Origin of the sequence: Achromobacter anxifer (assembly GCF_903652925.1) — a bacterium.
In the GTDB taxonomy this organism is placed as follows: Bacteria; Pseudomonadota; Gammaproteobacteria; order Burkholderiales; family Burkholderiaceae_B; genus Achromobacter; species Achromobacter anxifer.
This window is the reverse complement of sequence record NZ_CAHLAR010000014.1, coordinates 86,336-109,709: the sequence shown is the minus strand read 5'-3', so window position 1 is coordinate 109,709 and position 23,374 is coordinate 86,336. Positions and strand designations below refer to the sequence as shown.

General features: G+C 67.5%; 15 protein-coding genes. 8 read left to right on the top strand and 7 right to left on the bottom strand.

Annotated features, from left to right (window positions below; genetic code table 11):
- Positions 1 to 73 precede the first annotated feature (73 nt).
- Positions 74 to 2,854 (bottom strand): bifunctional [glutamate--ammonia ligase]-adenylyl-L-tyrosine phosphorylase/[glutamate--ammonia-ligase] adenylyltransferase, encoded by a 2,781-nt coding sequence (gene glnE, locus HWY37_RS30695; RefSeq protein ID WP_176090540.1) that lies wholly within the window; start codon positions 2,852 to 2,854, stop codon positions 74 to 76.
- Positions 2,855 to 2,978: 124 nt separating this feature from the next.
- Here glnE and HWY37_RS30690 point away from each other — a divergent pair, with 124 nt between their 5' ends.
- Positions 2,979 to 6,599 (top strand): YhdP family protein, encoded by a 3,621-nt coding sequence (locus HWY37_RS30690; protein ID WP_425485057.1) that lies wholly within the window; start codon positions 2,979 to 2,981, stop codon positions 6,597 to 6,599.
- 114 nt (positions 6,600 to 6,713) lie between these two features.
- Here the strand turns inward: HWY37_RS30690 and rho are convergent, their stop codons facing one another.
- Positions 6,714 to 7,973 carry a transcription termination factor Rho gene (gene rho, locus HWY37_RS30685; RefSeq protein WP_006218533.1) on the bottom strand — a complete coding sequence of 420 codons (1,260 nt, stop codon included), beginning with the start codon at positions 7,971 to 7,973 and terminating at the stop codon, positions 6,714 to 6,716.
- Positions 7,974 to 8,090: 117 nt separating this feature from the next.
- A complete protein-coding gene (gene trxA, locus HWY37_RS30680) occupies positions 8,091 to 8,417 on the bottom strand; it encodes a thioredoxin TrxA (protein ID WP_006218534.1) in 327 nt (108 codons plus the stop codon).
- A 328-nt stretch (positions 8,418 to 8,745) separates the two neighbouring features.
- Between trxA and HWY37_RS30675 the strand changes: the two genes are divergently transcribed.
- The 5 genes from HWY37_RS30675 (at position 8,746) to HWY37_RS30655 (ending at position 15,714) form a co-directional block, all read left to right on the top strand.
- On the top strand, positions 8,746 to 10,707 hold the full coding sequence (locus HWY37_RS30675) for a DNA topoisomerase IV subunit B (RefSeq protein ID WP_176090539.1): 1,962 nt from the start codon (positions 8,746 to 8,748) through the stop codon (positions 10,705 to 10,707).
- On the top strand, positions 10,707 to 11,312 hold the full coding sequence (locus HWY37_RS30670) for a YcxB family protein (RefSeq protein ID WP_176090538.1): 606 nt from the start codon (positions 10,707 to 10,709) through the stop codon (positions 11,310 to 11,312). The genes HWY37_RS30675 and HWY37_RS30670 overlap by 1 nt, the downstream gene beginning before the upstream one ends.
- 35 nt (positions 11,313 to 11,347) lie before the next feature.
- Positions 11,348 to 13,678 (top strand): DNA topoisomerase IV subunit A, encoded by a 2,331-nt coding sequence (gene parC, locus HWY37_RS30665; protein WP_175207449.1) that lies wholly within the window; start codon positions 11,348 to 11,350, stop codon positions 13,676 to 13,678.
- Between the two features lie 117 nt (positions 13,679 to 13,795).
- On the top strand, positions 13,796 to 14,509 hold the full coding sequence (locus HWY37_RS30660) for a TetR/AcrR family transcriptional regulator (protein WP_246302452.1): 714 nt from the start codon (positions 13,796 to 13,798) through the stop codon (positions 14,507 to 14,509).
- On the top strand, positions 14,506 to 15,714 hold the full coding sequence (locus HWY37_RS30655) for a DUF418 domain-containing protein (RefSeq protein WP_176090537.1): 1,209 nt from the start codon (positions 14,506 to 14,508) through the stop codon (positions 15,712 to 15,714). Before HWY37_RS30660 ends, HWY37_RS30655 begins: the two co-directional genes overlap by 4 nt.
- A gap of 26 nt (positions 15,715 to 15,740) precedes the next feature.
- Here the strand turns inward: HWY37_RS30655 and HWY37_RS30650 are convergent, their stop codons facing one another.
- The 4 genes from HWY37_RS30650 to HWY37_RS30635 form a co-directional block, all read right to left on the bottom strand.
- The gene (locus tag HWY37_RS30650; protein ID WP_175207447.1) at positions 15,741 to 18,359 is read right to left on the bottom strand and encodes a TRAP transporter permease; all 2,619 of its coding nucleotides are present in this window, start codon (positions 18,357 to 18,359) and stop codon (positions 15,741 to 15,743) included.
- Positions 18,360 to 18,518: 159 nt separating this feature from the next.
- Positions 18,519 to 19,523 (bottom strand): TAXI family TRAP transporter solute-binding subunit, encoded by a 1,005-nt coding sequence (locus tag HWY37_RS30645; protein WP_175207446.1) that lies wholly within the window; start codon positions 19,521 to 19,523, stop codon positions 18,519 to 18,521.
- 156 nt (positions 19,524 to 19,679) lie between these two features.
- On the bottom strand, positions 19,680 to 21,020 hold the full coding sequence (locus tag HWY37_RS30640; RefSeq protein WP_176090536.1) for an aspartate aminotransferase family protein: 1,341 nt from the start codon (positions 21,018 to 21,020) through the stop codon (positions 19,680 to 19,682).
- Positions 21,021 to 21,069: 49 nt separating this feature from the next.
- Positions 21,070 to 22,002, bottom strand: coding sequence for a MurR/RpiR family transcriptional regulator (locus HWY37_RS30635; RefSeq protein WP_176090549.1), 933 nt, complete (start codon positions 22,000 to 22,002; stop codon positions 21,070 to 21,072).
- Positions 22,003 to 22,259: 257 nt separating this feature from the next.
- On the opposite strand from HWY37_RS30635, the gene HWY37_RS30630 reads away from it, so the two are divergent.
- Together HWY37_RS30630 and ectA are read left to right on the top strand one after the other, a co-directional pair.
- On the top strand, positions 22,260 to 22,808 hold the full coding sequence (locus HWY37_RS30630) for a MarR family winged helix-turn-helix transcriptional regulator (RefSeq protein ID WP_173142993.1): 549 nt from the start codon (positions 22,260 to 22,262) through the stop codon (positions 22,806 to 22,808).
- Positions 22,805 to 23,365 carry a diaminobutyrate acetyltransferase gene (gene ectA, locus HWY37_RS30625; RefSeq protein ID WP_175207444.1) on the top strand — a complete coding sequence of 187 codons (561 nt, stop codon included), beginning with the start codon at positions 22,805 to 22,807 and terminating at the stop codon, positions 23,363 to 23,365. The genes HWY37_RS30630 and ectA overlap by 4 nt, the downstream gene beginning before the upstream one ends.
- Positions 23,366 to 23,374 lie beyond the last annotated feature (9 nt).

The window sequence follows — 23,374 nt, the reverse complement described above, 5'->3', positions numbered from 1 at the left end:
CAACAATAGCGGAAAACTCCTTATTTTACGCTGAGTTGCCGCAAGCAGGGGGACGCCCGGTCCCCCTATGCGTTCAGCCCAGCACCGCTGCCCACAGCTCGCGCACGGCGGCGCGTTCCTCTTGCAGCTGGTCCTGCGGCACGCGGGCCTTTTCCACGCCCTGCAGGCGCATCTGGTGCTGCACCCGGCGCAGCGTGCGATAGGCGTCGCCGGCGCGGGCCGCCAGTTCGGGCGAAATCAGGCCGGCTTCGCCCGACAGGCGCAGCAGCGCGATATTGCCCAGGTTGCGCACCAGCACCGGATGCGTGCCCGAGTGGCACAGCACCAGGTACTGCGTGACGAATTCCACGTCGACCATGCCGCCCCGGTCGTGCTTCAGGTCGAACAGCGGGCTGGTGTTGGGATGGCCCGCGTTGATCTTCTCGCGCATCTCCAGCACTTCCTCGCGCAGCTTGGCGGCGTCGCGCGGCAGCACCAGGATGTCCTCGCGGATTTTTTCGAAGCGCGCGCCGACGCTGGCGTCGCCCGAGGCATGGCGCGCGCGGGTCAGGGCCTGGTGTTCCCAGGCCCAGGCGTGCTTGTGCTGGTATTGCTCGAAGGCTTCGACCGACACCGCCAGCAGGCCGGCGTCGCCGTCCGGCCGCAGGCGCAGGTCGACTTCATACAGCCGGCCGGAAGACGTCATGGTCGACAGCCAGGAGGTCATGCGCCGGCCCAGCTTGGCGTAGACCTCGGCGGCATCCTCGCGCGGATCGTCGAACAGGAACACCAGGTCCAGGTCCGAGGCGTAGCCCAGTTCCTTGCCGCCGAGCTTGCCGTAGGCGATGACCGCGAAGCGCGGTTCGGCGCCTTCGGCCTTGTTCACCAGCGGCCAGGCGCGGCGGATGGTCTCGGTCAGCAGCAGGTCGGCCAGCGCGGACAACTGGTCGGCCAGCTTCTCCACGGTGAGCTCGCCTTCCAGGTCCTGCGCCAGCAGTTGGAAGCTGGCCTGGCGCTGCACGTCGCGCATCAGGTTCATCTGGCGTTCGATGTCCGGATCGCCGTCGGGCAGGCGGCAGGCGTCCAGGTCGGCGGTCAGCTGCCGCGCGATCTGGGCGAAGTCCAGCGGTTCGAACAGGGTGCGCCAGTCGATCAGGCTGTCCAGCAGCAAGGGGTGCTGCGTCAGGTATTGCGCGGCCCAGGGGCTGGCGGCAACCATGCGCGCCACCCGCGCCAGAGTATCCGGGTATTCGGCCAGCAGGGCCAGGTAGGCGCTGCGCTGGGCGATTTTCTCGATCAGGTCGAACAGCCGGACCGTGGCTTGCAGCGGAGCAGGGGTCTGCAAGGCGGCGCGCAGGGCGGCGGGCAGCAGGGCGTCCATGCGCTTGCGGCTGCTCTCGGGCAGGCTGCGCACGCGATGGCTGCCCAGCAGGGTTTCGGTGCGGCGCAGCAGGTCCTGCGCATCGTCGCCGAAGGCCTGGCTGATCTGTTCAGCGAGTTCGCAGCTGCTGTCCGGCTCGTCCTGGCCGGTTCCGGGATCGATCGAGCCGGGGGCGGGCGTCTGCTCCTCGGCGTCGCCCATGCCCACCAGGCGGAAGACGTTGCGGAACGTGCGCGAGACGAATTGGCGGTGCGCGGCCAGGGTGCTTTCGAATTCGTCGTGACTAAGGCCCAGCGCCGCGGCCAGCTCGGCGCGCTGGGCCGGGTCGCCCGGCAGCAGGTGCGTCTGGGCGTCCTCGCGGTACTGCAAGACGTGTTCGGTGCGGCGCAGGTAGCGGTAGGCCTCTTCCAGCCGGCGCGCGTCTTCCTCGGGCACCAGGCCCGCCACGCATTCGGCGTGCAGCGCTTCCAGCAGGCCGCGCTTCTGCAGCGCGGGCATGCGGCCGCCGCGGATCAACTGCGCCAGCTGCACCACGAATTCGATTTCGCGAATGCCGCCATCGCCCAGCTTGATGTTGTTGGCGCTGTCGATGCCGTTGCGCGCGCTGGCGCGGCGTTGCCAGTCCTGCCGGATGCGCTCGCGCAGGGCGCGCAGAGCCGACAGCGCGTCGAAGTCGAAGTACTTGCGGTAGACGAAGGGCACGCGCAGGCTTTCCAGTTGCCGCGCCTGCACGGCGCTGTCGCTGCCTTCGAAGGCCTGGGCCGGGATCAGTCGCGCCTTGAGCCAGGCGTAGCGCTCCCATTCGCGGCCCTGGCCGATCAGGTAATGCTCCAGCGCGTCCAGACTCCAGGCCAGGGGGCCGGCGTCACCGTCGGGACGCAGGCGCAGGTCCGTGCGGAACACCTGTCCGTTGGCGTCCACTTCCGACAGCACAGGCATCATGCGCCGCGTCAGGCGGCCATAGAACTCATGGTGGCTGATGCGGCGCGGGCCATCGGTTTCGCCTTCCTCGCCGTACAGCATGATCAGGTCGATGTCGGACGACACGTTCAGTTCGCAGCCGCCCAGCTTGCCCATGCCCACGATCAGCATTTCCTGCGGCTTGCCCGTGGCCGGATCGCGCGGCACGCCATGCACGGCCGCGAGGTCCGCCGCGACGCTGCGATAGGCCGCGGCCACGGCGGTGTCCGCCAGCGTGGTCATGGCGCCGACGACTTCTTCCAGGTCTGCCTGGCCAGTCAGGTCGCGCACGATGAGCGCGTTGAAGACGCGTTCGCGCAGTTTGCGCAGCACCATGCGGCAGACATCCACCGGCATCGCGCCGCCGGCCTGCGGCCCGGCCAGTTCGGACTGCCATTGCGCGATCCGCGCCGGAGTGAGGGGTTCGCGCACGGCCTCGGCCAGCCAGGCGGCCAGATCAGGATGGGCATCCAGCCGGCGACGCAGATGGCCGGACCAGGCGATGGCGGGGGCGAACGTAGGGGACGTGGACATGGCGAAAGGGGCGGCGGAATGGGCGCGTTTCAGGTATAAGTGGGGACGATACCGCAAGACCTTCTTTCCTGCCCGCCTATCCGTGTCTGTTTCAAAAAAAGTGCTCTGCTGGATGTTCTGGGCCGTGCTGACGATCTATGCCGTCGTGGCCCTCGGCCTGCTGGGCGTCCGCTATTGGGTCTTGCCCCGCGTGGACGAATGGCGTCCCCAGATCGAGGCCTACGTCAGCCGGGCGCTGGGCTCCCGCGTAACCATTGGCTCCATCCGCGCGGACTGGCAAGGCCTCAATCCCAAGCTGGATCTGGCCTCCGTCCAAGTCTACGACGACGAGGCCGCTCCCGTGCTGTCTTTGCCATCCGTGTCGGCCGTGCTGGGCTGGCGCAGCATCCTGGTCTTGTCGCCCAAGCTGCTGCGGCTGCAGGTGGAGCGGCCCGAACTGAGCCTGCGGCGCGACACGGCAAACCATTTGTGGGTGGCGGGCCAGGACATCGACCTCAATGCCCGCGACCAGAGTTCCGACCTGGACCATCCCGCCTTGCGTTGGCTGGCCGCGCAACGCGAGCTGCGGATCCGCGACGCCACCATCCGCTGGCAGGATGATCTGCGCGGGGCGCCCGAGCTGACGCTGACCGGCGTCGACTTGCTGGCCCGCAACGGTAGCCTGTCGCACCGCTTCGTCCTCAAGGCCGCGGCCGGCGCCGCGCTGGCGCGCAATGTCGAGCTGCGCGGCGAATTCAACCGCAGCCTGTTCGCGGTGGATTCGTCGAATCCCGGCAACTGGAGCGGCCAGCTGTACGCGCAGCTGGACGACGTGGAGCCGTTGGCATGGAAGTCCTGGTTCGAGGTGCCCGACGTGGCGGGCCGCCTGAGCGGACGCGCGTGGCTGCAGCTGGAACGCGGCAAGTTCACGGACCTGACGGCGGATACCGCGCTGCGAGGCCTGCAATGGACGGCGGCCTCGCAAGGCGCGGCAGCCCCCGGCTTCAAGGCCGGCTACGTCCAGGCGCGCATCCAGGGTTTGCCGGGCGACTTCCTCAAGCTGGACGGCGTACCCCTGGCGCGCAGTCCGGGCGCGCCGGCCGTATCGGTCAGCGGCAAGGCGGAGCAACTGGGCGTGGTCTTGCCCGGGGTCTTCGAACAACCCTCGCTGGCTGCGCACGAGGTGGCGCTGGACGCCAGCATCAAGGGGCCCGACGCGGAGCACTGGTTCGTGGACGTCGGCAAGCTGCATCTGGTCAACGACGACCTCGACGTGCGCCTGCAGGGCCAGTGGCAACGCGAGGGCAAGACGCCCGCGGGCAGCGTCGACATGCGCGGCGTGATGGCGCGCGGCTCCATGCCCGCGATCCACCGCTACCTGCCCCTGGAGGTCAATGCCGACGCCCGTGAATGGCTGGCCATCGGCCTGCCGGCGGGCGAGATGCAGTCCGCGTCCATCACCCTCAAGGGCGATCTCGACGAGTTCCCCTTTGGCGCTGCGGGTTCCCAGGGCGAATTCGTCATCGCGGGCGCATTCAGCGGCGCCAAGGTCGACTACGCGCCGGCGCACGGCCAGCGCAAGGGCTGGCCGATGCTGGAGAACCTGTCCGGCAATTTCCGTATCGACAAGGTCAGCCTGGCGCTGGATAGCGCCGGCGGCGCGGTCGCCCAGACCGGCCCGGGGCAGACGGTCACGCTGGGGGCGGTCTCCGCAAGCATTCCGAACATGGAGGAGAACTCCGAACTGTTGCTGACCGGCCAGACCTCTGGCACGGTGCCGGCCTACCTGGCGCTGGCGGCCAATTCACCCCTGGGCGGCCTACTGGACGGGGCCTTGGACGAAGCCCGCGGCACCGGCGATTGGCGCGTGGGCCTCAAGCTCAAGGTGCCCCTGCTGAATGCCGACGATACCCAGGTCCAGGGCAACATCCTGTTCGCGGGCAACACCTTCACCTTCATGCCGGAAATGCCGCTGCTCAGCCAGATGCACGGCGACCTGGACTTCTCGGAGAAGGGGGTCGAGGCCAAGGATTTGAAAGCGCAGTTCCTGGGCGGCCCGGCGCGGATCTACGGGCGCCTGGCGCAGAGTTCGGACGCGCTGCGCTTCGAGGGCACGCTGGCCGGGCCGGCGCTGACCCAGTTGAGCAACACGCCCTCCATGTCGCGCTTTTCCGGCAAGGCCGCCTACAAGGGCAAGGTGGGCTATCAGCGCGGCGGGGCGGTGGATATCTCCGTCGAATCCGATCTGGTGGGCATGGCGATCGACATGCCCGCCCCGGTGGGCAAGGCGGCCTCCGCGTCGCAGTTGCTGAAGGTGCAGTGGTCGCCCGCGCAGGACCGCGGCGCACAGAACCGGCGCTGGCTCACCGCCAGCCTGGGCGACGGCGTCAACGCGTTGTTCGAGCGGGCGCCGTCGGAAGGGGGCGCTTCCTATTTCGCGCGCGGAGCGCTGGGCATCAACCGCCCGGCCAGCCTGCCGGAACGCGGGCTGAGCCTGAACGCCAGCCTGCCGGAACTGGATCTGGATGCCTGGGAAAAGGTGTCCGACGGCTTCAGTCCGCCCGCCGGCAAGGGCAAGGCCGCTCCCCGGCCGATGCTGCCCGCGGCTGAACGCGTCAGCCTGGCGGCCGGCGTGCTGCGCTCGGGCGGCTACACCCTGAACGACCTGACGCTGTACGCGACGCGGCCTGGGCCGGCGCAATGGCGCGTCGATCTGCAATCGAAGCAGGCCGCGGGTTCGCTGGAGTGGCGCGAGGCTTCGGGCGCCATCGCCGGCCAGATCACCGCGCGCCTGAAGCACCTGTCGCTGGGCGGCGAGGGCGACACCAACAAGGCGGACGAGGCGCTGTCTTCCGGCAATGACCTGTCCGATATCCCCGCGATCGACCTTCAGGCCAAGGAATTCCTGCTGTATGGCAAGAACGTGGGCGAACTCCAGGTCCTGGGCACGAACCTGGAGCGCGGCCGCCAATGGCGGCTGGACAAGCTGTCCATCGTCAACGAGGCGGCCTCGCTGAACGCCACCGGCAACTGGCGGCTGGAAGGCGAGACCCGGGGGCTGTCGGTGGACGCCTCGGTCAAGTTCGAGGACGTGGGCAAGTTCATGGACCGCATCGGCTTCGAGAAGGTGGTTTCGGGCGGGAAGGGCACGATGCAGGGCAAGGCCACCTGGCGCAATCTGCCCTGGACCCACAAGATCGAAGACCTGACCGGGCAGGTCGACGTGAGCCTGGACAAGGGCCGCTTCATGCACGTCAATTCGCGCACGGCCCGGCTGCTGGAACTGCTGTCCCTGCAATCGCTGCAGCGGCTGGCGCGGCTGGACGTGAATCCCACCAATCTGCTGCGCGACGGCTTCCCCTTCGACACCATCCGGGGCAACGTCAAGCTGGAAGGGGGCGTGGCATCGGCCGACGGCTACAAGATCAATGGGCCGGTCGCCGCGATCGTGCTGGCGGGCGGCGTCAACATCATCCGCGAGCGCTGGGACCTGAAGGCGGTGGTGATCCCGAACCTGGACGCCAGCGGCGCGGCGATGGTGACGGCGCTCGCAGTCAATCCGCTGATCGGCCTGGGCGCGTTCGTGACGCAGTGGCTGCTGAAGCAACCCTTGTCGCGGGCCATGACCATGGAATACGCCGTGACCGGTAGCTGGGACGATCCGCAGATCGAACCCATAGACGCTTCCGGCAAGCCGGCGGGCGCCAAGCAGACCCCGCGTCCCGCCCCTAAGCCGGGCACGCTGGAGGAGTTCATGGGGCATTGAGCCGCGCTGCCAGGCGGGCCCGGCCGCCCAAGAAAAACGCCCTGGGCGCATCGCGCTGCAGGGCGTTTTTCATGGGCCGGTCCGCGGCGCGTGCGCCGCGGAACATGGCGCGGCTTACTTCTTCTTCATCATGTCGAAGAATTCGGCGTTGGTCTTGGTGGCGCGCATCTTGTCCAGGATGAATTCCATGGATTGGACTTCGTCCATGTCGTGGATGAACTTGCGCAGCACCCAGACCTTCTGCAGCAGGTCCGGAGCGATCAGCAGCTCTTCGCGGCGGGTGCCGGACTTGTTCAGGTTGATCGACGGGTAGACGCGCTTTTCAGCCAGGCGGCGTTCAAGGTGGACTTCGGAGTTGCCGGTGCCCTTGAACTCTTCGTAGATGACTTCGTCCATGCGGCTGCCGGTTTCGATCAGCGCCGTGCCCAGGATGGTCAGCGAACCGCCTTCTTCCAGGTTGCGGGCAGCGCCGAAGAAGCGCTTGGGACGTTGCAGGGCGTTGGCGTCCACGCCGCCGGTCAGCACCTTGCCGGAGGCCGGCACCACGGTGTTGTAGGCGCGGGCCAGGCGGGTGATCGAGTCCAGCAGGATGACCACGTCCTTCTTCATTTCGACCAGGCGCTTGGCCTTTTCGATGACCATTTCCGCGACCTGCACGTGGCGGGTGGCGGGTTCGTCGAAGGTCGAGGCGACCACTTCGCCGCGCACGGTGCGCTGCATTTCGGTCACTTCCTCGGGGCGCTCGTCCACCAGCAGGACGATCATGACCGCGTCGGGGTAGTTGGTGGTGATGGCATGCGCGATGTGCTGCATCATCACCGTCTTGCCGGACTTGGGGCTGGCGACGATCAGGCCGCGCTGGCCCATGCCGATGGGGGCGAAGACGTCAAGAATGCGGCCCGTGAGGTTTTCTTCGCTCTTGATGTCGCGTTCCAGCCGCATGGTGCGGTTCGGGTGCAGCGGCGTCAGGTTCTCGAACATGATGCGATGCTTGATCGCTTCCGGCGCCACGCCGTTGACCTTGTCCACCTTCACCAGGGCGAAATAGCGCTCGCCGTCCTTGGGCGTGCGCACTTCGCCTTCGATCGAGTCGCCGGTGTGCAGGTTGAAGCGGCGGATCTGCGAGGGCGAGATGTAGATGTCGTCCGTGCTGGCCAGATACGAGGTCTCGGGCGAGCGCAGGAAGCCGAAGCCGTCAGGCAGGACTTCCAGGACGCCGTCGCCGAAGATCTGCTCGCCCTGCTTGGCGCGCCGTTTCATGATGGCGAACATCAATTCCTGCTTGCGCAGGCGGTTGGCGTTCTCGATTTCCAGGCCGGCGGCCATTTCCAGCAGCTGCGAGACGTGCAGCGCCTTCAGTTCGTTGAGGTGCATCGCGGTGGATTTTTGGGGGAAAGTGAAGGAGAGTTCTGGCGGCGCGCCACGGACGGGCACACGCGGTATTGAATGAGCGCCGCCCCGAGGGCGGCGCCTTCGTTCACGGCACGCGGATTACAGCGCGCCGTCCAGGAATGCGGTCAGTTGCGACTTCGACAGCGCGCCAACCTTGGTGGCGGCAGCCTGGCCGTCTTTAAAGAGCATGAGGGTAGGAATGCCGCGGATGCCGTACTTGGTGGCAGTGCCCTGGTTTTCGTCGACGTTCAGCTTCGCGATCGTCAGGCGACCGGCGTACTCCGTGGCGACTTCTTCCAGGATCGGGGCAATCATCTTGCAGGGGCCACACCAGGCGGCCCAGTAGTCCACCAGCACCGGCTGGCCGGATTTCAACACATCGGCATCGAAGCTCGCGTCACTGACGTTCTTGATTTGGTCGCTCATGATGGTGTTTCTCGGTTCGGCAGCAAAAGGCGCGTAAAAAAGGGACGCGCCTTGCCGTTGTTCTTGTTTGTGGAATGGACTCAAGCATACCACTGTCAATAACAACAGGCATACCACTGTTAATAACAACAGGAGTTGCTGGATTTGTGTAGGATGTTGCGGCGCAGTTGTCGCGATCCGGGCCCAGCGGCCCCGATGCGCTGGCTGTGACTGTCATCATCCTACCGAATTCGGAGCTGCTCAGGTCGTGCTCATCCCACTGGGAGCCGCGCAGAATCTAGGCTTATCCGTAAAATGTCGGTTTTTTTCCACAGATGTTGGGGATAACTTGGCCACTCCACGTTACACCGAGGCGTCCATTCGCGTCCTGAAGGGACTGGAGCCCGTGCGCCAGCGCCCGGGCATGTACACCCGAACCGAAAACCCCCTGCACGTCGTGCAGGAGGTCATTGATAACGCCGCAGACGAGGCATTGGCCGGCTACGGCAAGCAGATCCAGGTCACGCTGCACGCGGACGGCAGCGTTTCCGTCGAGGACGACGGCCGCGGCATTCCCGTCGGCCTGCATCCCGAAGAGAACGCTCCCGTGGTGGAGCTGGTCTTCACCCGCCTGCACGCCGGCGGCAAGTTCGACAAGGCCGGCGGCGGCGCCTATGCCTTCTCCGGCGGCCTGCACGGCGTGGGCGTGTCCGTCACCAACGCCCTGGCCACGCGCCTGGAAGTGGTGGTGTGGCGCGACGGCGCCGTCAACCGCCTGGTCTTCAAGGGCGGCGACGTGGCCGAGCCCCTGGCGCCCTACGACCAGGGAGGCCGCAAGAAGTCCGGCACCCGCGTGCGCGTCTGGCCGGACGCCAAGTATTTCGACAGCCCCAACATTCCCTTGGGCGAGCTGACGCACCTCTTGCGCAGCAAGGCCGTGCTGCTGCCCGGCGTCAAGGTCTCCCTGGTCAACGAAAAGACCGGCGACACCAAGACCTGGCAGTACCAGGACGGCCTGCGCGGCTATCTGTCCGAGGCGCTGGCGGGAGCGGAACTGATGGTGCCGTTCTTTGAAGGCGAACAGTACGCGGGCGCCGACCACGAGAACTTCGCCGAAGGCGAGGGCGCGCAGTGGGTGGTGGCCTGGACCGAGGACGGCAACGCCGTGCGCGAGTCCTACGTCAACCTGATCCCCACGCCCGCCGGCGGCACCCATGAATCGGGCCTGCGCGAAGGCCTGTTCGGCGCGGTCAAGGGTTTTGCCGAACTGCACAGCCTGCTGCCCAAGGGCGTCAAGCTGCTGCCCGAAGACGTGTTCGCCCGCGCCAGCTTCGTGCTGTCGGCCAAGGTGCTGGACCCGCAGTTCCAGGGGCAGATCAAGGAACGCCTGAACAGCCGTGACGCGGTGCGCCTGGTGGGCGGCTTTTCCAAGAGCGCGTTGGACCTGTGGCTGCACAGCAACGTCGAGTACGGCAAGAAGCTGGCCGAACTGGCCATCCGCCAGGCCCAGGCGCGCCAGCGCTCGGCCCAGAAGGTGGAAAAGCGCAAGAGCTCGGGCGTGGCCGTGCTGCCGGGCAAGCTGACCGATTGCGAATCCAGCGATTCGACCCGCACCGAGGTCTTCCTGGTCGAGGGCGACTCCGCCGGCGGTTCCGCCAAGATGGGCCGCGACAAGGAATTCCAGGCCATCCTGCCGCTGCGCGGCAAGGTGCTCAACTCCTGGGAGGTGGATCGCGACCGGCTTTTCGCCAACAACGAGATCCATGACATTTCCGTCGCCATCGGCGTCGACCCCCACGGCCCCGGCGATACGCCGGACCTGTCGGGCCTGCGCTATGGCCGCATCTGCATCCTGTCGGACGCGGACGTCGACGGCTCGCACATCCAGGTGCTGCTGCTGACGCTGTTCTACAAGCACTTCCCCAAGCTGGTCGAGGCCGGCAACGTCTTCGTGGCCAAGCCGCCGCTGTTCCGCCTGGACGTGCCGGCGCAGGGCAAGCGCCCGGCCCGCAAGATCTACTGCCTGGACGAAGGCGAGCTCGAAGCCGCGCAGGACAAGCTGCGCAAGGAAGGCGTGCGTGAAGGCGCCTGGTCCGTCAGCCGCTTCAAGGGCCTGGGCGAAATGAACCCCGAGCAGCTGTGGGAAACCACCATGAATCCGGACACGCGCCGCCTGCTGCCCGTGGGCTACGGCGACCAGACCCCCGAAGACACCACCCGTATGTTCGACATGCTGATGGGCAAGGGCGAGTCCTCGCAGCGCCGCGCCTGGATCGAAGAGAAGGGCAACCTGGCGGAGCTGGATATCTGATGACCGAATCCGCGCCTGGCACCGCCCGCATGGACGTCGAAATGACGGCCGACGATTACGCCGACTTCGCCGCCTACGTGTACAAGCGGCCGGAGCTGCGCCGCCGCCGCTACCGCTCGCACCTGCGCTTCGCGATCCTGATGGTCGTGGCCCTGCTGGCCTACCTGATCTGGCAGACCTGGGACGGCAAGGGGCCGAACTGGGGGCAGATCCTGCCCGTGTATTTCCAGGGGCTGGCCGTCGGCCTGGGTATCCTGGCGCTGCTGGCGCTGGCCTACGAGTTCATCCTGCCGGCGCTGGTGAAGATGAACACGCGCCGCATGCTGAAACGGCAGCCCGACGAGCTTTTCCTGGGCCGCCACCAGCTGGATTTCGGTCCCGACGGCATCACGGACTCCACCGCCAGCGCCTCCGGGCGCATGGACTGGTCCGATGTGCGGCGGGTCGAGGAAACCCCGGAACATCTCTATGTCATTCTCGGCACCCTGCAAGGCGTGATCATTCCCAAGCGCGGCCAGGACGCCGCCACGCTGGATGCGGTGCGGACCCAGCTGCGCGCGCATGTCGCTGACACGCAGCTGATGTCGTCCGCGCAGGCGCTTTGACGCCGTTTCGATGAAATTGTCTACCTGAATACATCATGACCGACAGCAATCAACCCGGCTTGTTCGATTCCAACCCGCCTGGCGGCGATGGCGACGGCGACGCCGCCATCACCCTGGCGCGCTACGCGGAGCAGGCCTACCTGGACTACGCGGTTTCCGTGGTGCGGGGCCGCGCCCTGCCGGACGTCGGCGACGGGCAGAAGCCCGTGCAGCGCCGCATCCTCTACGCCATGCAGGCGATGGGCCTGGGCTCCGGCGCCAAGCCCGTGAAGTCCGCGCGCGTCGTGGGCGACGTGCTGGGCAAATACCACCCGCACGGCGACCAGGCGGCCTATGACGCCATGGTGCGCATGGCGCAGGATTTCTCGCTGCGCTACCCGCTGATCGACGGCCAGGGCAACTTCGGCTCGCGCGACGGCGACAACGCCGCCGCCATGCGATACACCGAAGCGCGCCTCACGCCCATCGCCAAGCTGCTGCTGGACGAGCTGGACGAGGGCACCGTGGATTTCGTGCCCAACTACGACGGCAGCCAACAAGAGCCGCAGATGCTGCCGGCGCGGCTGCCCGTCATGCTGCTCAACGGCGCCTCGGGCATCGCGGTCGGCATGGCCACCGAGATCCCGCCGCACAACCTGCGCGAAGTGGCGCAGGCCTGCGTGGCGCTGATCAAGCAGCCGCAGCTGCCGGACGCCGAGCTGCACGCCCTGATCCCGGGCCCGGACTTCGCGGGCGGCGGGCAGATCATCACCCCGGCCGAGGACATCGCCCAGATCTACGCGGGCGGCCGCGGCTCGCTCAAGGTGCGCGCGCGCTGGCAGTTCGAGGAAATGGCGCGCGGCCAGTGGCAGCTGGTGGTCCATGAGCTGCCGCCCGGCACCTCTTGCCAGAAGGTGCTGGAAGAGATCGAGGAAATCACCAACCCCAAGGTCAAGACCGGCAAGAAGAGCCTGACGCCCGAGCAGACGCAGGCCAAGGCCGTGATGCTGAACCTGTTGGACGCGGTGCGGGACGAATCGGGCAAGGACGCCGCCGTGCGCCTGGTCTTCGAACCCAAGACCTCGCGCGTGGACCGCGACGAATTCGTCAACACGCTGCTGGCGCAGACCAGCATGGAAAGCAGCTCGTCGATCAACCTGGTGTGCATCGGCACCGACGGTCGTCCGCGCCAGAAGGGCCTGCGCGACATCCTGGTCGAGTGGGTGGCGTTCCGCACCAACACCGTGGTGCGCCGCACGCGCTTCCGCCTGGACAAGGTCATCGACCGCATCCACGTGCTGGAAGGCCGCATGGTCGTCTACCTGAACGTGGACGAAGTGATCCAGACGATCCGCGAATCCGACGAGCCGCGCGCCGCGCTGATGGAACGCTTCAAGCTGTCCGAGCGGCAGGCCGAAGACATCCTGGAAATGCGCCTGCGCCAGCTGGCCCGCCTGGAAGGCTTCAAGATCGAACAGGAACTGGCCGACAAACGCGACGAACAGGTGCGCCTGCAGGAATTGCTGGACAACCCCGCCGCGCTCAAGCGCCTGCTGGTCAAGGAAATCGAGGCCGACGCCAAGCAATACGGCGACGATCGCCGCACCCTGATCGAAACCGCCGAGCGCGCCGTGCTCGAAACCAAGGTGCTGGACGAGCCCGTCACCGTGGTCGTGTCGCAAAAGGGCTGGCTGCGCGCCCGCCAGGGCCACGGCCATGACGCCTCGCAATTCGGCTTCAAGCAGGGCGATGACCTGTACGGCGCCTTTGAATGCCGCACCACCGACACGCTGATCGCGGTGGGCGACAACGGCCGCGTCTATTCGGTGCCGGTCGCCGGGCTGCCCTCGGCCCGCGGCGACGGCCAGCCGGTCACCACCATGATCGACCTGGGCAGCGGCACGCGCATCGTCCACACCATCGCGGCCGCGGCCGACAGCCGCTGGCTGCTGGCCACGCGCGGCGGCTACGGCTTTGCCGCCAAACTGTCCGACATGGTCAGCCGCCAGCGCGCCGGCAAGCAGTTCATCACCCTGGAAGAGGGCGACGAACTGTTGCGCCCGGTGCCGCTGTTCGACGGCGCCAAGCAATTGGCCCTGCTGTCGCACAAGGGCAAGTTCCTGGTGTTCGGGCTGGACGAGGTCAAGACCTTGTCCGGCGGAGGCCGCGGCACCATCCTGATGGGGCTGGACGGGACCGACAAGCTGGACCAGACCGTGCCCATCGGCGCGGGCGGCCTGCGCGCTTCCGGCATCTACCGCAACAAGCACACCGAGGACATCCTGGCTGGCGACGCGCTGGCGCCGTACGTCGGCAAGCGCGCCCGCAAGGGCCGGGCGCTGGACGTGCGGCCCAAGCAGCCGGTGCTGTCGCCGGTACTGGGCTAGGCGTCCAGCGGGCAGGAAGGGAAGGCGGCGGGCTGTGGCCCGCCGCCTTTTTTTCGCCTGTTGACCTGCGCCGCGCTCCCGGTATTTAATAGATAGACCATTCAGTCTATTAATAAGATGCGCAAGATCGACCCCATCAAGCAGCAGGAACGGCGGACCCAGATATTGGCCGCGGCGGCTGACTGTTTCGCCGAGCAAGGCTTCCATTCGACCTCCACGGCGCAGATCTGCGCCCGCGCCGGCATGAGCCCGGGCAACCTGTTCCATTACTACGGCAGCAAGGCCGAGATCATCGAAGCGTTGATCGCGTCGGACACGGAATCCGCGCGCGAGCTCATGCGGCGGGCATGCGCCGCGCCGGACGCGAGGGGGGCGCTGGCGGACTGGGTCGCCGCGCAGTTGGCGCTGCACCAGGACTCCGGTTATGTCCGGCTGGGCATGGAGATTTTGGCCGAGGCCGTGCGCAATCCGCGCGTGCATGCGCTGGTGATGGAAAACGAGGCCGTGCGCAAGGCTGGACTGATGGCTTTGCTGGAAACGGTGTGGGCGCAACGCGCGCCGCCGCAGCCCCCAGCCGAAATGGCCGACACGCTGTTGCTGTTGCTGGACGGCGTCTACAGCCGTTCGGTGGTCGATCCCGCCTTCGGCGCGGCGGCGGGCAGCCGCTTGTTGGATCAGGCCTTGCTGCGTTGCCTGCCCGGTACGGGCGGGCAGGGCGCGGCCGGACTGGACATCGCCGGGCAGGACGCAGCCGTGCAGAATGCGGCCGGACCAGGCATGGCCGAACAGGACGCAGCCAGTCAGGGCGCAGCCGCCGGGAGGCAGGCATGAACGCGCCGGCAACCCACGCGCGGCTGGCGCAGGTCGACGCGCTGCGCGGCTTCGCGCTGTTCGGCATCCTGGTGGTCAACATCGGCGTGTTCTCCTCGCCGTTCTATGGCGCCGGCGTGCCGGATCCGGCCTACTCGCAACCGCTGGACCTGACCGTGCGCTGGCTGATCGCCTGGCTGTTCGAGACCAAGTTCTACCTGCTGTTCTCGTTCCTGTTCGGCTACAGCTTCACCTTGCAGATGAGCGCCGCCGAGCGCAGCCAGGCGGCCTTCGCGCCGCGCTTCCTGCGGCGGCTGGCGGGCCTGGCGTTGCTGGGATTGGCGCACGCGGTGCTGTTCTACCAGGGCGACATCCTGCTTACCTATGCGCTGCTGGGGTTGGCGCTGCTGCTGTGCCGGCGCATGGATCCCAGGCGGGCGCTGCGCATTTCGCTGTGGCTCGTCGTGCTGACCGCGTCGCTGTGGGCCTTGATGGGCGCGCTGAGCTACCTCGACCCGGTGTCGCCGGAGTACAAGGCGCAGTACTACGCGGATGCGCTGGCCTCGATCGAGGCGTACCGGGGCACCATCGCCACGACCATCGCGCAGCATGTGAAGGAGCTGACCGGCGGCGTCTGGTTCACGGTCCTGTTCGTGCAAGGGCCGTTCGCGTTCGCCATGTTCCTGGCAGGCTACGCGCTGGGCCGCGGCAACGCGCTGGCCGATCCCTGGCGTCAGCCGCGGGCGCTGTGGCTGCTGTGCGCGCTGGGCCTGGCGCCTGGCTTGGCCGGGTCCGCAGCCTATGCCTTCAGTGCGATGCCGTCGGCGGGCGCGGCCTGGGAATTGCCGGGCCTGGCGGCGGATCTGCTGACCGCGCCCTTGCTCAGCATGTCGTATGCGGCAGCCTTGCTGCTCGCCATGCGCACCCGGCCCGGCGCGCGGCTGGCGGGCTGGCTTGCGCCCGCCGGGCGCATGGCGCTGAGCAACTACTTGATGCAATCGGTGGTCTGCGCGTTTCTCTTCACCGGCTGGGGCTTGCGCCTGTTCGGCTCGGTGTCGCCGCTGGCGGCGTTCGCCATCGCCGTGGCGATCTTCGCGGCGCAGTTGCCGCTGTCGGCCTGGTGGCTGCGGCGCCACGCCTATGGCCCGGTGGAGTGGTTCCTGCGCGCGCTTACCATCGGCGCCTGGCCGGCCTGGCCGGCCTGGCGGCGCGCGCGGGCGGACTGACCAGTCCGCCCGAGTCTCCAGTCCGATCAGGCCGGCTTGGCGTGCAGCCGGCCGACGGCCGCGCCGCCGTCGCGCCGGCCCTGGCGCATCCACATGCCCGCCAGCAGCAGCAACGCGGGTACGTACACCCAGAAGTCGGACCAGCGCTGCGGGTTGGGCGACTTCACTTCCAGCACGTCCCAGCCTTGCTCCCAGCCCGCGCGCTGGGCGCGGCTGCCGAAACGCACGCCGCCGATCTGGGTCTGGTCGCCCAGGCTCATCAGGGTCAGGCCGGCTTCGGCCAGCCGCTTGCGGCCCGCATCCTGTCCGGCCGTGCCGTCCGCCAGTTCGGGCAGGGCGACGGCGACGGTCTTGGTCAGTTCGTCGCCTTCCAGGTTGATGCCGCGCAGCACCACGGTGAGCCGTCCGTTGTCGGGCAGCGCGGCGGCGATGGCCTGCATCTCGGACGCCGGCCGGCTTTCGTGGCGCGGCGCGAAATGGTCCATGAACCAGTCGGGGCGGAACAGCATGAAGGTCACCAGCAGCAGCACGCCGACCTCGGCCATCGTGCAGCGCACGCGGAACCAGCGCATGGTGGCCGCGGCGAAGGTCAGCGAGGCCAGGGTGGCGCCGCCCACGACCAGGGCCAGTTCCCAGCCATAGCTGACGTCGATCAGCAGCAGCATGGGGTTGAACACGAACATGAACGGCAGGATGGCCGTGCGCGCCGCGTAGGTGACGCCCTGGATGCCGGTCTTGATCGGATCCTCGCCCGAGATGGCGGCGGCCGCGAAGGTGGCCAGGCCCACGGGCGGCGTGATGTCCGCCATGATGCCGTAGTAGAAAACGAACATGTGCACCGCAATCAGTGGAATCACCAGGCCGTTCTGCGCGCCCAGTTCCACCACCACCGGCGCCATCAGCGTCGCCATCAGGATGTAGTTGGCCGTGGTCGGCATGCCCAGGCCCAGGATCAGGCACACCACGGCCGTGAAGATCAGCATCAGCAGCACATTGCCCATCGACACCAGTTCGACGAAGGCGGTCATGCGCAGGCCCAGGCCGGTCAGGGTGATGGCGCCCACGATCAGTCCGGCGGTGCCGCAGGCGATGGCGATGCCTATCATGTTGCGGGCGCCTTCCTCCAGGCCGCCGATGGCGTCGCGCCAGCCTTGGCGCCAGGGCGCGGACACCGGCTGCTGGCGGAACCAGGCGATCAGCGGGCGCTGCGTCACCATCTGGAACAGCATTGCCATTGCCGCCCAGAAGGCCGACAGCCCGGCCGACAGCTCTTCCACGCTCAGGCACCAGACCAGGATGCCGATGGGGATCAGGAAGTACAGCCCGGCGCGCACCGTGGGCCAGGGCTGCGGCCGCACGGGGTGATTGATGTCGATGTCCTGCGGCAGGTCAGGGTGCCTGGCCGCTACCCGCAGCAGCCACAGATAGAGTGCCGCCAGGATGGCCAGCAATATCCAGATGGCCGCGCCGCCGGCCACGGCCTGTACGCCGGTGCCTATCCAGTAGGCCGCGCCCATCACCAGCAAGGTGCCGCTGATGCCCATGCCCCAGCCCGCCAGCTTCTGCAGCGGCGTGCGCGCAGGGCCCGAGGCCATCATGGGCTGGATGCCCAGTTTCAGGGCTTCCAGGTGGACGATGTAGAAGAGCGCAATGTAAGAGATCGCGGCTGGCAGGATCGCATGGCGGATGATGTCGGTGTAGGGGATGCCGACATACTCGATCATCAGGAAGGCGGCCGCGCCCATCACGGGCGGCATGATCTGGCCGTTGACGGACGAGGCGGTCTCGATCGCACCCGCGCGCACGCCGCCGTAGCCGGCCTTCTTCATGAGGGGAATGGTGAAGATGCCGCCCGTCACCACGTTGGCCACCGATGACGCCGACACCAGTCCGTTCACGGCTGAGGACACCACGGCCACCTTGGCCGGCCCGCCGCGCAGATGGCCCAGCAGCGCGAACGACACCTGCATCATGTAGTTGCCCGCGCCGCACTTGTCCAGCATGGAGCCCAGCAGCACGAAGATGAAGATGTACGACACCGATACGCCCAGCGCCACGCCGTACACGCCCTCGGTGGTCAGCCACATGTGCGACATCAGGCGCTCCAGCGAAGCGCCGCGATGCGCCAGCACGTCCGGCAGCCAGGGGCCGGCCAGGGCGTAGGCGACGAACACCAGGCCCAGCACCGTCATGGGCAGGCCCAGCGCACGGCGCGTGACTTCCAGCAGCAGCGCCAGGCCGATGACGGCGGTGGCCACGTCCATCGTCGTGGGCTGGCCGGGACGGCCCGCCAGTTCGTTATAGAAGACATACAGATAGCTGCCGCAGAAGCCCGCCATCAGCGCCAGCGCCCAGTCGTACCAGGGCATGCGGTCGCGCGCGGAACGCTTGCTGGCAGGGTAGGCCAGGTAGCCCAGGAACATGGCGATGCCCAGGTGCAGGGCGCGCGCCTCGGTGTCGTTGAAAATGCCCCAGTTCAGCGAAAACGGCAGCGGCGACGCATACCAGAGCTGGAAGATGGACCAGATCAGCGCGCCGGCCGCCAGAGTCGCGCCCGCGAGGCCGCGCACATTGCGGCCTCCACGGTCGGCGTCGGCGACCAGCTGTTCCAGGTCCGGGGCCGGCTTGTGCGGCTCTTTAGTCATGAAATTCCCCTACGTGTCATGGCGCGCGCCGGCGGCGCGGCGCGCGTTGTGTCCTTGCGCGCGGCCATGCAGCGCAAGGTCCGGCAGCCCGTGCGCGGCCGGACCCCAGGGTCCGGGCCGCGCAGGCTGGCCGTTACGGCGGCCCCGAGGGCCCGAGCCTCAGAGCAGGCCCTTTTCCTTGAAGTACTTCTCGGCACCCGGATGCAGCGGCGCCGACAGTCCGTTCTTCACCATGTCCGCGGCCTTCAGGTTGGCGAAGGCGGGGTGCAGCTTCTTGAAGTCGTCGAAGTTGTCGAACACGGCCTTGACCACGGTGTAGACCGTGGCCTCGGGCACGTCGGCCGAGGTGACGAAGGTCGCCGTCACGCCGTAGGTCTTGGTTTCCGCCGGGTTGTTCGGATACAGTCCGGCCGGAATCGTGGCATGGGCGTAGTAGGGGTACTTCTCGACCAGCTTGTCCACCGCCGGGCCGGTCAGCGACACGAGCTTGGCGCCGCAGCTGGTGGTGGGGTCCTGGATGTTGGCGGAGGGGTGGCCCACGCCGTAGAAGAAGCCGTCGATCTTGCCGTCGCACAGCGCCGAACCGTGCTCGTCGGGGCGCAGCTCGGATGCCAGCGAAAAATCCTTCAGCGTCCAACCCATGGTGCCGAGCAACTCTTCCATGGACGCGCGCGTGCCGGAGCCGGGGTTGCCGACGTTGAAGCGCTTGCCCTTCAGGTCTTCGAAGCTCTTGACGTTCGCCTCCTTGCGGGTGACGACGGTGAAGGGCTCGGGGTGGATCGAGAACACGGAGCGCAGCTTGGAGAAGGGGCCCGCCTGCTTGAACTGGCCCTCGCCGTTGTAGGCATTGAAGCCCACGTCGGATTGCACCACGCCCAGGTCGAGCTCGCCGGCCTTGATGGTGTTGGCGTTGAAGACCGAGCCGCCGGTAGATTCGACCGAGCAGCGGATGCCGTGGCTGGAACGGTCCTTGTTGACGAGGCGGCAGATGGCGCCGCCAGCGGCATAGTAGACGCCGGTGACGCCGCCCGTGCCGATACTGACGAACTTCTGTTGGGCGGCGGCGGGAGCCGGCGCCGTGGACAGCAATGCCGTGGCGAGGCCCGCGGCTGCGAGCGTCAAGGCGTTGCGGTGGCCCAAGGGGTGTTTGACGGACGTGGTCATGCAAACTCCTTTTGGGGTTTTTCCCCGTGATATTGCCGGTCTTTGCCGGCGGTTGGCGCGCCCCGCGAGCCGCGGAGCGCCCTGTGCGTATCATCACGAGCCCGCGAGAGGCGGGCGGCGCGGCGCAATCCCCTGCGCCGCGCTTGCAGGCGGCGGCTAGGCGCTCGCCTGCGCGATGGCGGCGTCGATGGCGCCGCTCAGAAGTTCGGTCAACTGGTCCAGTTCATCGTCGGAGATGATGAAGGGCGGAGCGAGCAGCACATGGTCGCCGTGGCGGCCGTCGATGGTGCCGCCCATCGGGTAGACCATCAGGCCGCGGGCCATGGCTTCGCGCTTGATGCGCGCATGCAGCGACAGCGCGGGGTCGAAGGTATGCTTGCTGGCGCGGTCCTGCACCAGTTCGATGCCCATGAAGAGGCCGCGGCCGCGGATGTCGCCGACATGCGGATGCGCGCCCAGCGCGCTTTCCAGGCGCTGGCGCAAGCCCTCGCCCTGGGCGCGCACGCGCGCCAGCAGGCCGTCGCGCCGGATCACGTTCTGCACGGCCAGCGAGGCCGCGCAGGCGATCGCATGGCCCAGGTAGGTGTGGCCGTGCTGGAAGAAGCCGCTGCCTTGCTGCATGGCGTCCACGATGCGTTGCTGCACCATCACCGCGCCGATGGGCTGGTAGCCGCCGCCCAGGCCCTTGGCGATGGTGATCAGGTCGGGGGTGATGCCTTCCTGTTCCACTGCGTACAGCGTGCCGGTGCGGCCCATGCCGCACATGACCTCGTCGGCGATCAGCAGCACGCCGTGGCGGTCGCAGACTTCGCGGATGCGGCGGAAATAGCCCGGCACCGCGGTGACGGCGCCGGCAGTGGCGCCCACCACGGGCTCGGCCACGAAGGCCATCACCGTGTCCGGGCCCAGGCGTTCGAAGGTCTGCTCCAGCTCCTGCGCCAGGCGCTCGCCGTACTGCTCGGGGCTTTCGCCTTCGCGCTGGTCGCGGTAGGCGTAGCAGGGCGAAACGTGTTCGACCTCGATCAGCAGCGGCGCGAACTGCGCGCGGCGCCAGGCGTTGCCGCCCACCGCCAGCGCGCCCAGCGTGTTGCCGTGATAGCTCTGGCGCCGCGCGACGATGTGGCGGCGTTGCGGCTGGCCGGTTTCCACGAAATACTGCCGCGCCATCTTCAGCGCGGCTTCCACGGCTTCAGAGCCCCCCGAAACGAAGTAGGCGTGGGAGATGCCTTCAGGGGCGTCGGCCACCAGCCGGTCCGCCAGCTGTTCGGCGACTTCGGTGGTGAAGAAGCTGGTGTGGGCATAGGACAGCGCATCGATCTGCGCATGCATGGCGGCCTGGACGTCGGGATGGTTGTGGCCCAGGCAGGAGACCGCGGCGCCGCCCGAGCCGTCGATATAGGAGCGGCCGGCGCTGTCGTAGACCCATACGCCCTGGCCGCGTACCGCGACGGGAGGCGTCTGGCGCAAGGAGCGATGCATGACGTGGGTAGGGTTCATGGGGCAATTCCGCAAGGCAGTAGGTTGAAGGCGAATCCGGGGCCGGGCATCAGCCCGGGCGGCGCGGCTGGGCGCCGTTCCAGTAGACGTTGTCGTTGAGCAGGCGTTGTTCGACTTCGGTCAGGCGGCTCAGCACTTCGTCGCCGCCGCGCGCGGTCAGGCGCGCGATCAGGTGCTCGGCCAGGCCCAGCAGGCCCGCGGTGGTGTGGAAGAAGGAGCCCGGGCCCTGCCGCGCCGGCCGCGCCCGCACGCCTTCGCGGTCCGGCGGCGCGAAGCGCAGGGTATGGCGCGCTTCCACGGCCAGTGGCGACAAGGGGTCGTCGGTCAGCGCGATGAGCGTCACGCCGCGCTGCGCGGCCTGGCGCGCCAGCTGCACGGTGGCGGTGGGATAGGGCGCCTGCGAAATGACGATCAGCGCGTCGCCCGCGCCCAGGTTGTCGGCCTGTTCGGCGGGCGCGCCGCCCAGGCCGTCGATCAGGACGCTGTTGCGGCGCACCAGCTGGTAGGCGTAACGCATCTGGAAAGCGATGCCGAAGGCCGAACGCGTGCCCAGGAAGCCGACCTGGCGGGCTTGCAGCAAGGTCTGCACCGCCGCGTCGAAGGCGGAGGGCGGATTCAGCGCGCAGACTGAGCTCATGGCCTGGATCTGGTAGTCGGTCAACACGTCGTGGCCGGGTTCGGCGGGTTCGCCCGCCGCGGCCTGCAGGGCGGCCGCGCGATCGCGCAAGCCGGGGGAAGCCTGTCCCGCCAAGGCCTGCTGGAACGGTTGGCGGAAATCCTCGTAGCTGGAAAATCCGACCGCGCGCGCCAGTCGCAGCATCGTTGCCGGCGCCACGCCCAGGGTCTGGGCCTGGCGTCGCATCGACCACAGCCCCACCTCGGCGGGATGCGCCACGACCCAGTGCGCCGCCCGCTGCAATTCAGGCGGCAGCTGTTCCAGTTTTTCCTGGAGGGTGTGAAGGAGCTTGGACGGCAAGGACATGTCTGCGGGGAATGCCATAAAAAACATATGATAAATCTATGGCTTATAAAAAAACATATGTTTTTATAAGGATTACCCCTAGAACCCATGTGAGGAAAGGAGGAGCCTTTCGCCGGTAAGTCCTTGAAATTCGCCGCGATCCTCTGCAAATCGGCGCTCATTTGCTTACAGCATGCAACGGGATTTTTGTTTGACGGGAATGAATCGTGCGCATATCATTCGTGTAGAAATGAATTTCACCAAACCTTGTTTTCCCCATGACTGACGCCGCGAAATCCGATCCTTCACAGCAATACGATTTGCGCATTCTGCGGGCCTTGCGTCGCATCACGCGTTCCATCGCCTTGCACTCGCGGCAACTGTCGGCGGTCAGCCATATCACCGCGCCGCAACTGATGTGCCTGCGCACCGTGATCGCCAATGGCCCGATGACGGCCACCGCCATCAGCCGCGAAATGCACGTCAGTCCCAGCACCGTGGTCGGAATCCTGGATCGCCTTGAAGACAAGGGCTTGATCCGCCGCGAACGCGGCCGCGAAGACCGCCGCATCGTATTCGTCACGGCCACGGACGCGGGGCGCGAACTGGCGCAGGGCGCGCCGTCGCCGTTGCAAAAGCATCTGGCGGACGCGCTCAATGCCTTGCCGGAACTTGAACAGGCCACCATCACGCTGTCCCTGGAGCGCATCGTGGCGCTCATGGAACAGGACGGCCAGGCCGCCGTCGACACGCATGGCGATGTGTCGTCGCCCATCCTTGAAGTGCCCACGGGCGGGGCACCCCCTGAATCGGGAATCGTTGCATGAAGAAAGCCGAACTGGACAACCCAACCCTCTCAAGTGCCGTGGCGCCGGCGGTCAGCGCGCAGACCCATAACATGCGTCTGCCCGACCGCAAAGACGGCGCCGCCATCCACCGCCTCATTTCCGAGTGCCCGCCGCTCGACCTGAATTCCCTCTACGCGTACCTGCTCCAGGCTGAGCACTTTCGCGACACCTGCGTCCTGGCCGAAAGCGCCGGCGGACGCATCGACGGTTTTATCTCCGCATACGTGATCCCGGACCGGCCCGACACCTTGTTTGTCTGGCAGGTCGCGGTGCACACCCGCGCACGCGGCCATCGACTGGGCCGCGCCATGCTACGCGAGCTCTTGCGCCGCAAGGGTCTCGAGCATGTCCGCTATCTCGAAACCACGGTGGGGCCTGACAACCAGGCATCGCGTCGCAGCTTTGCCGGCCTGGCCGGCGAACTGGGCGCCCACGTCTCCGAACAGCCGTTCTTCGACCGGCAACTGTTCGGCGGCGCGGACCACGACGACGAGATGTTGTTGAGGATAGGTCCGTTCGCCTTGCCTGCCCCCTAGGGGCGGCGC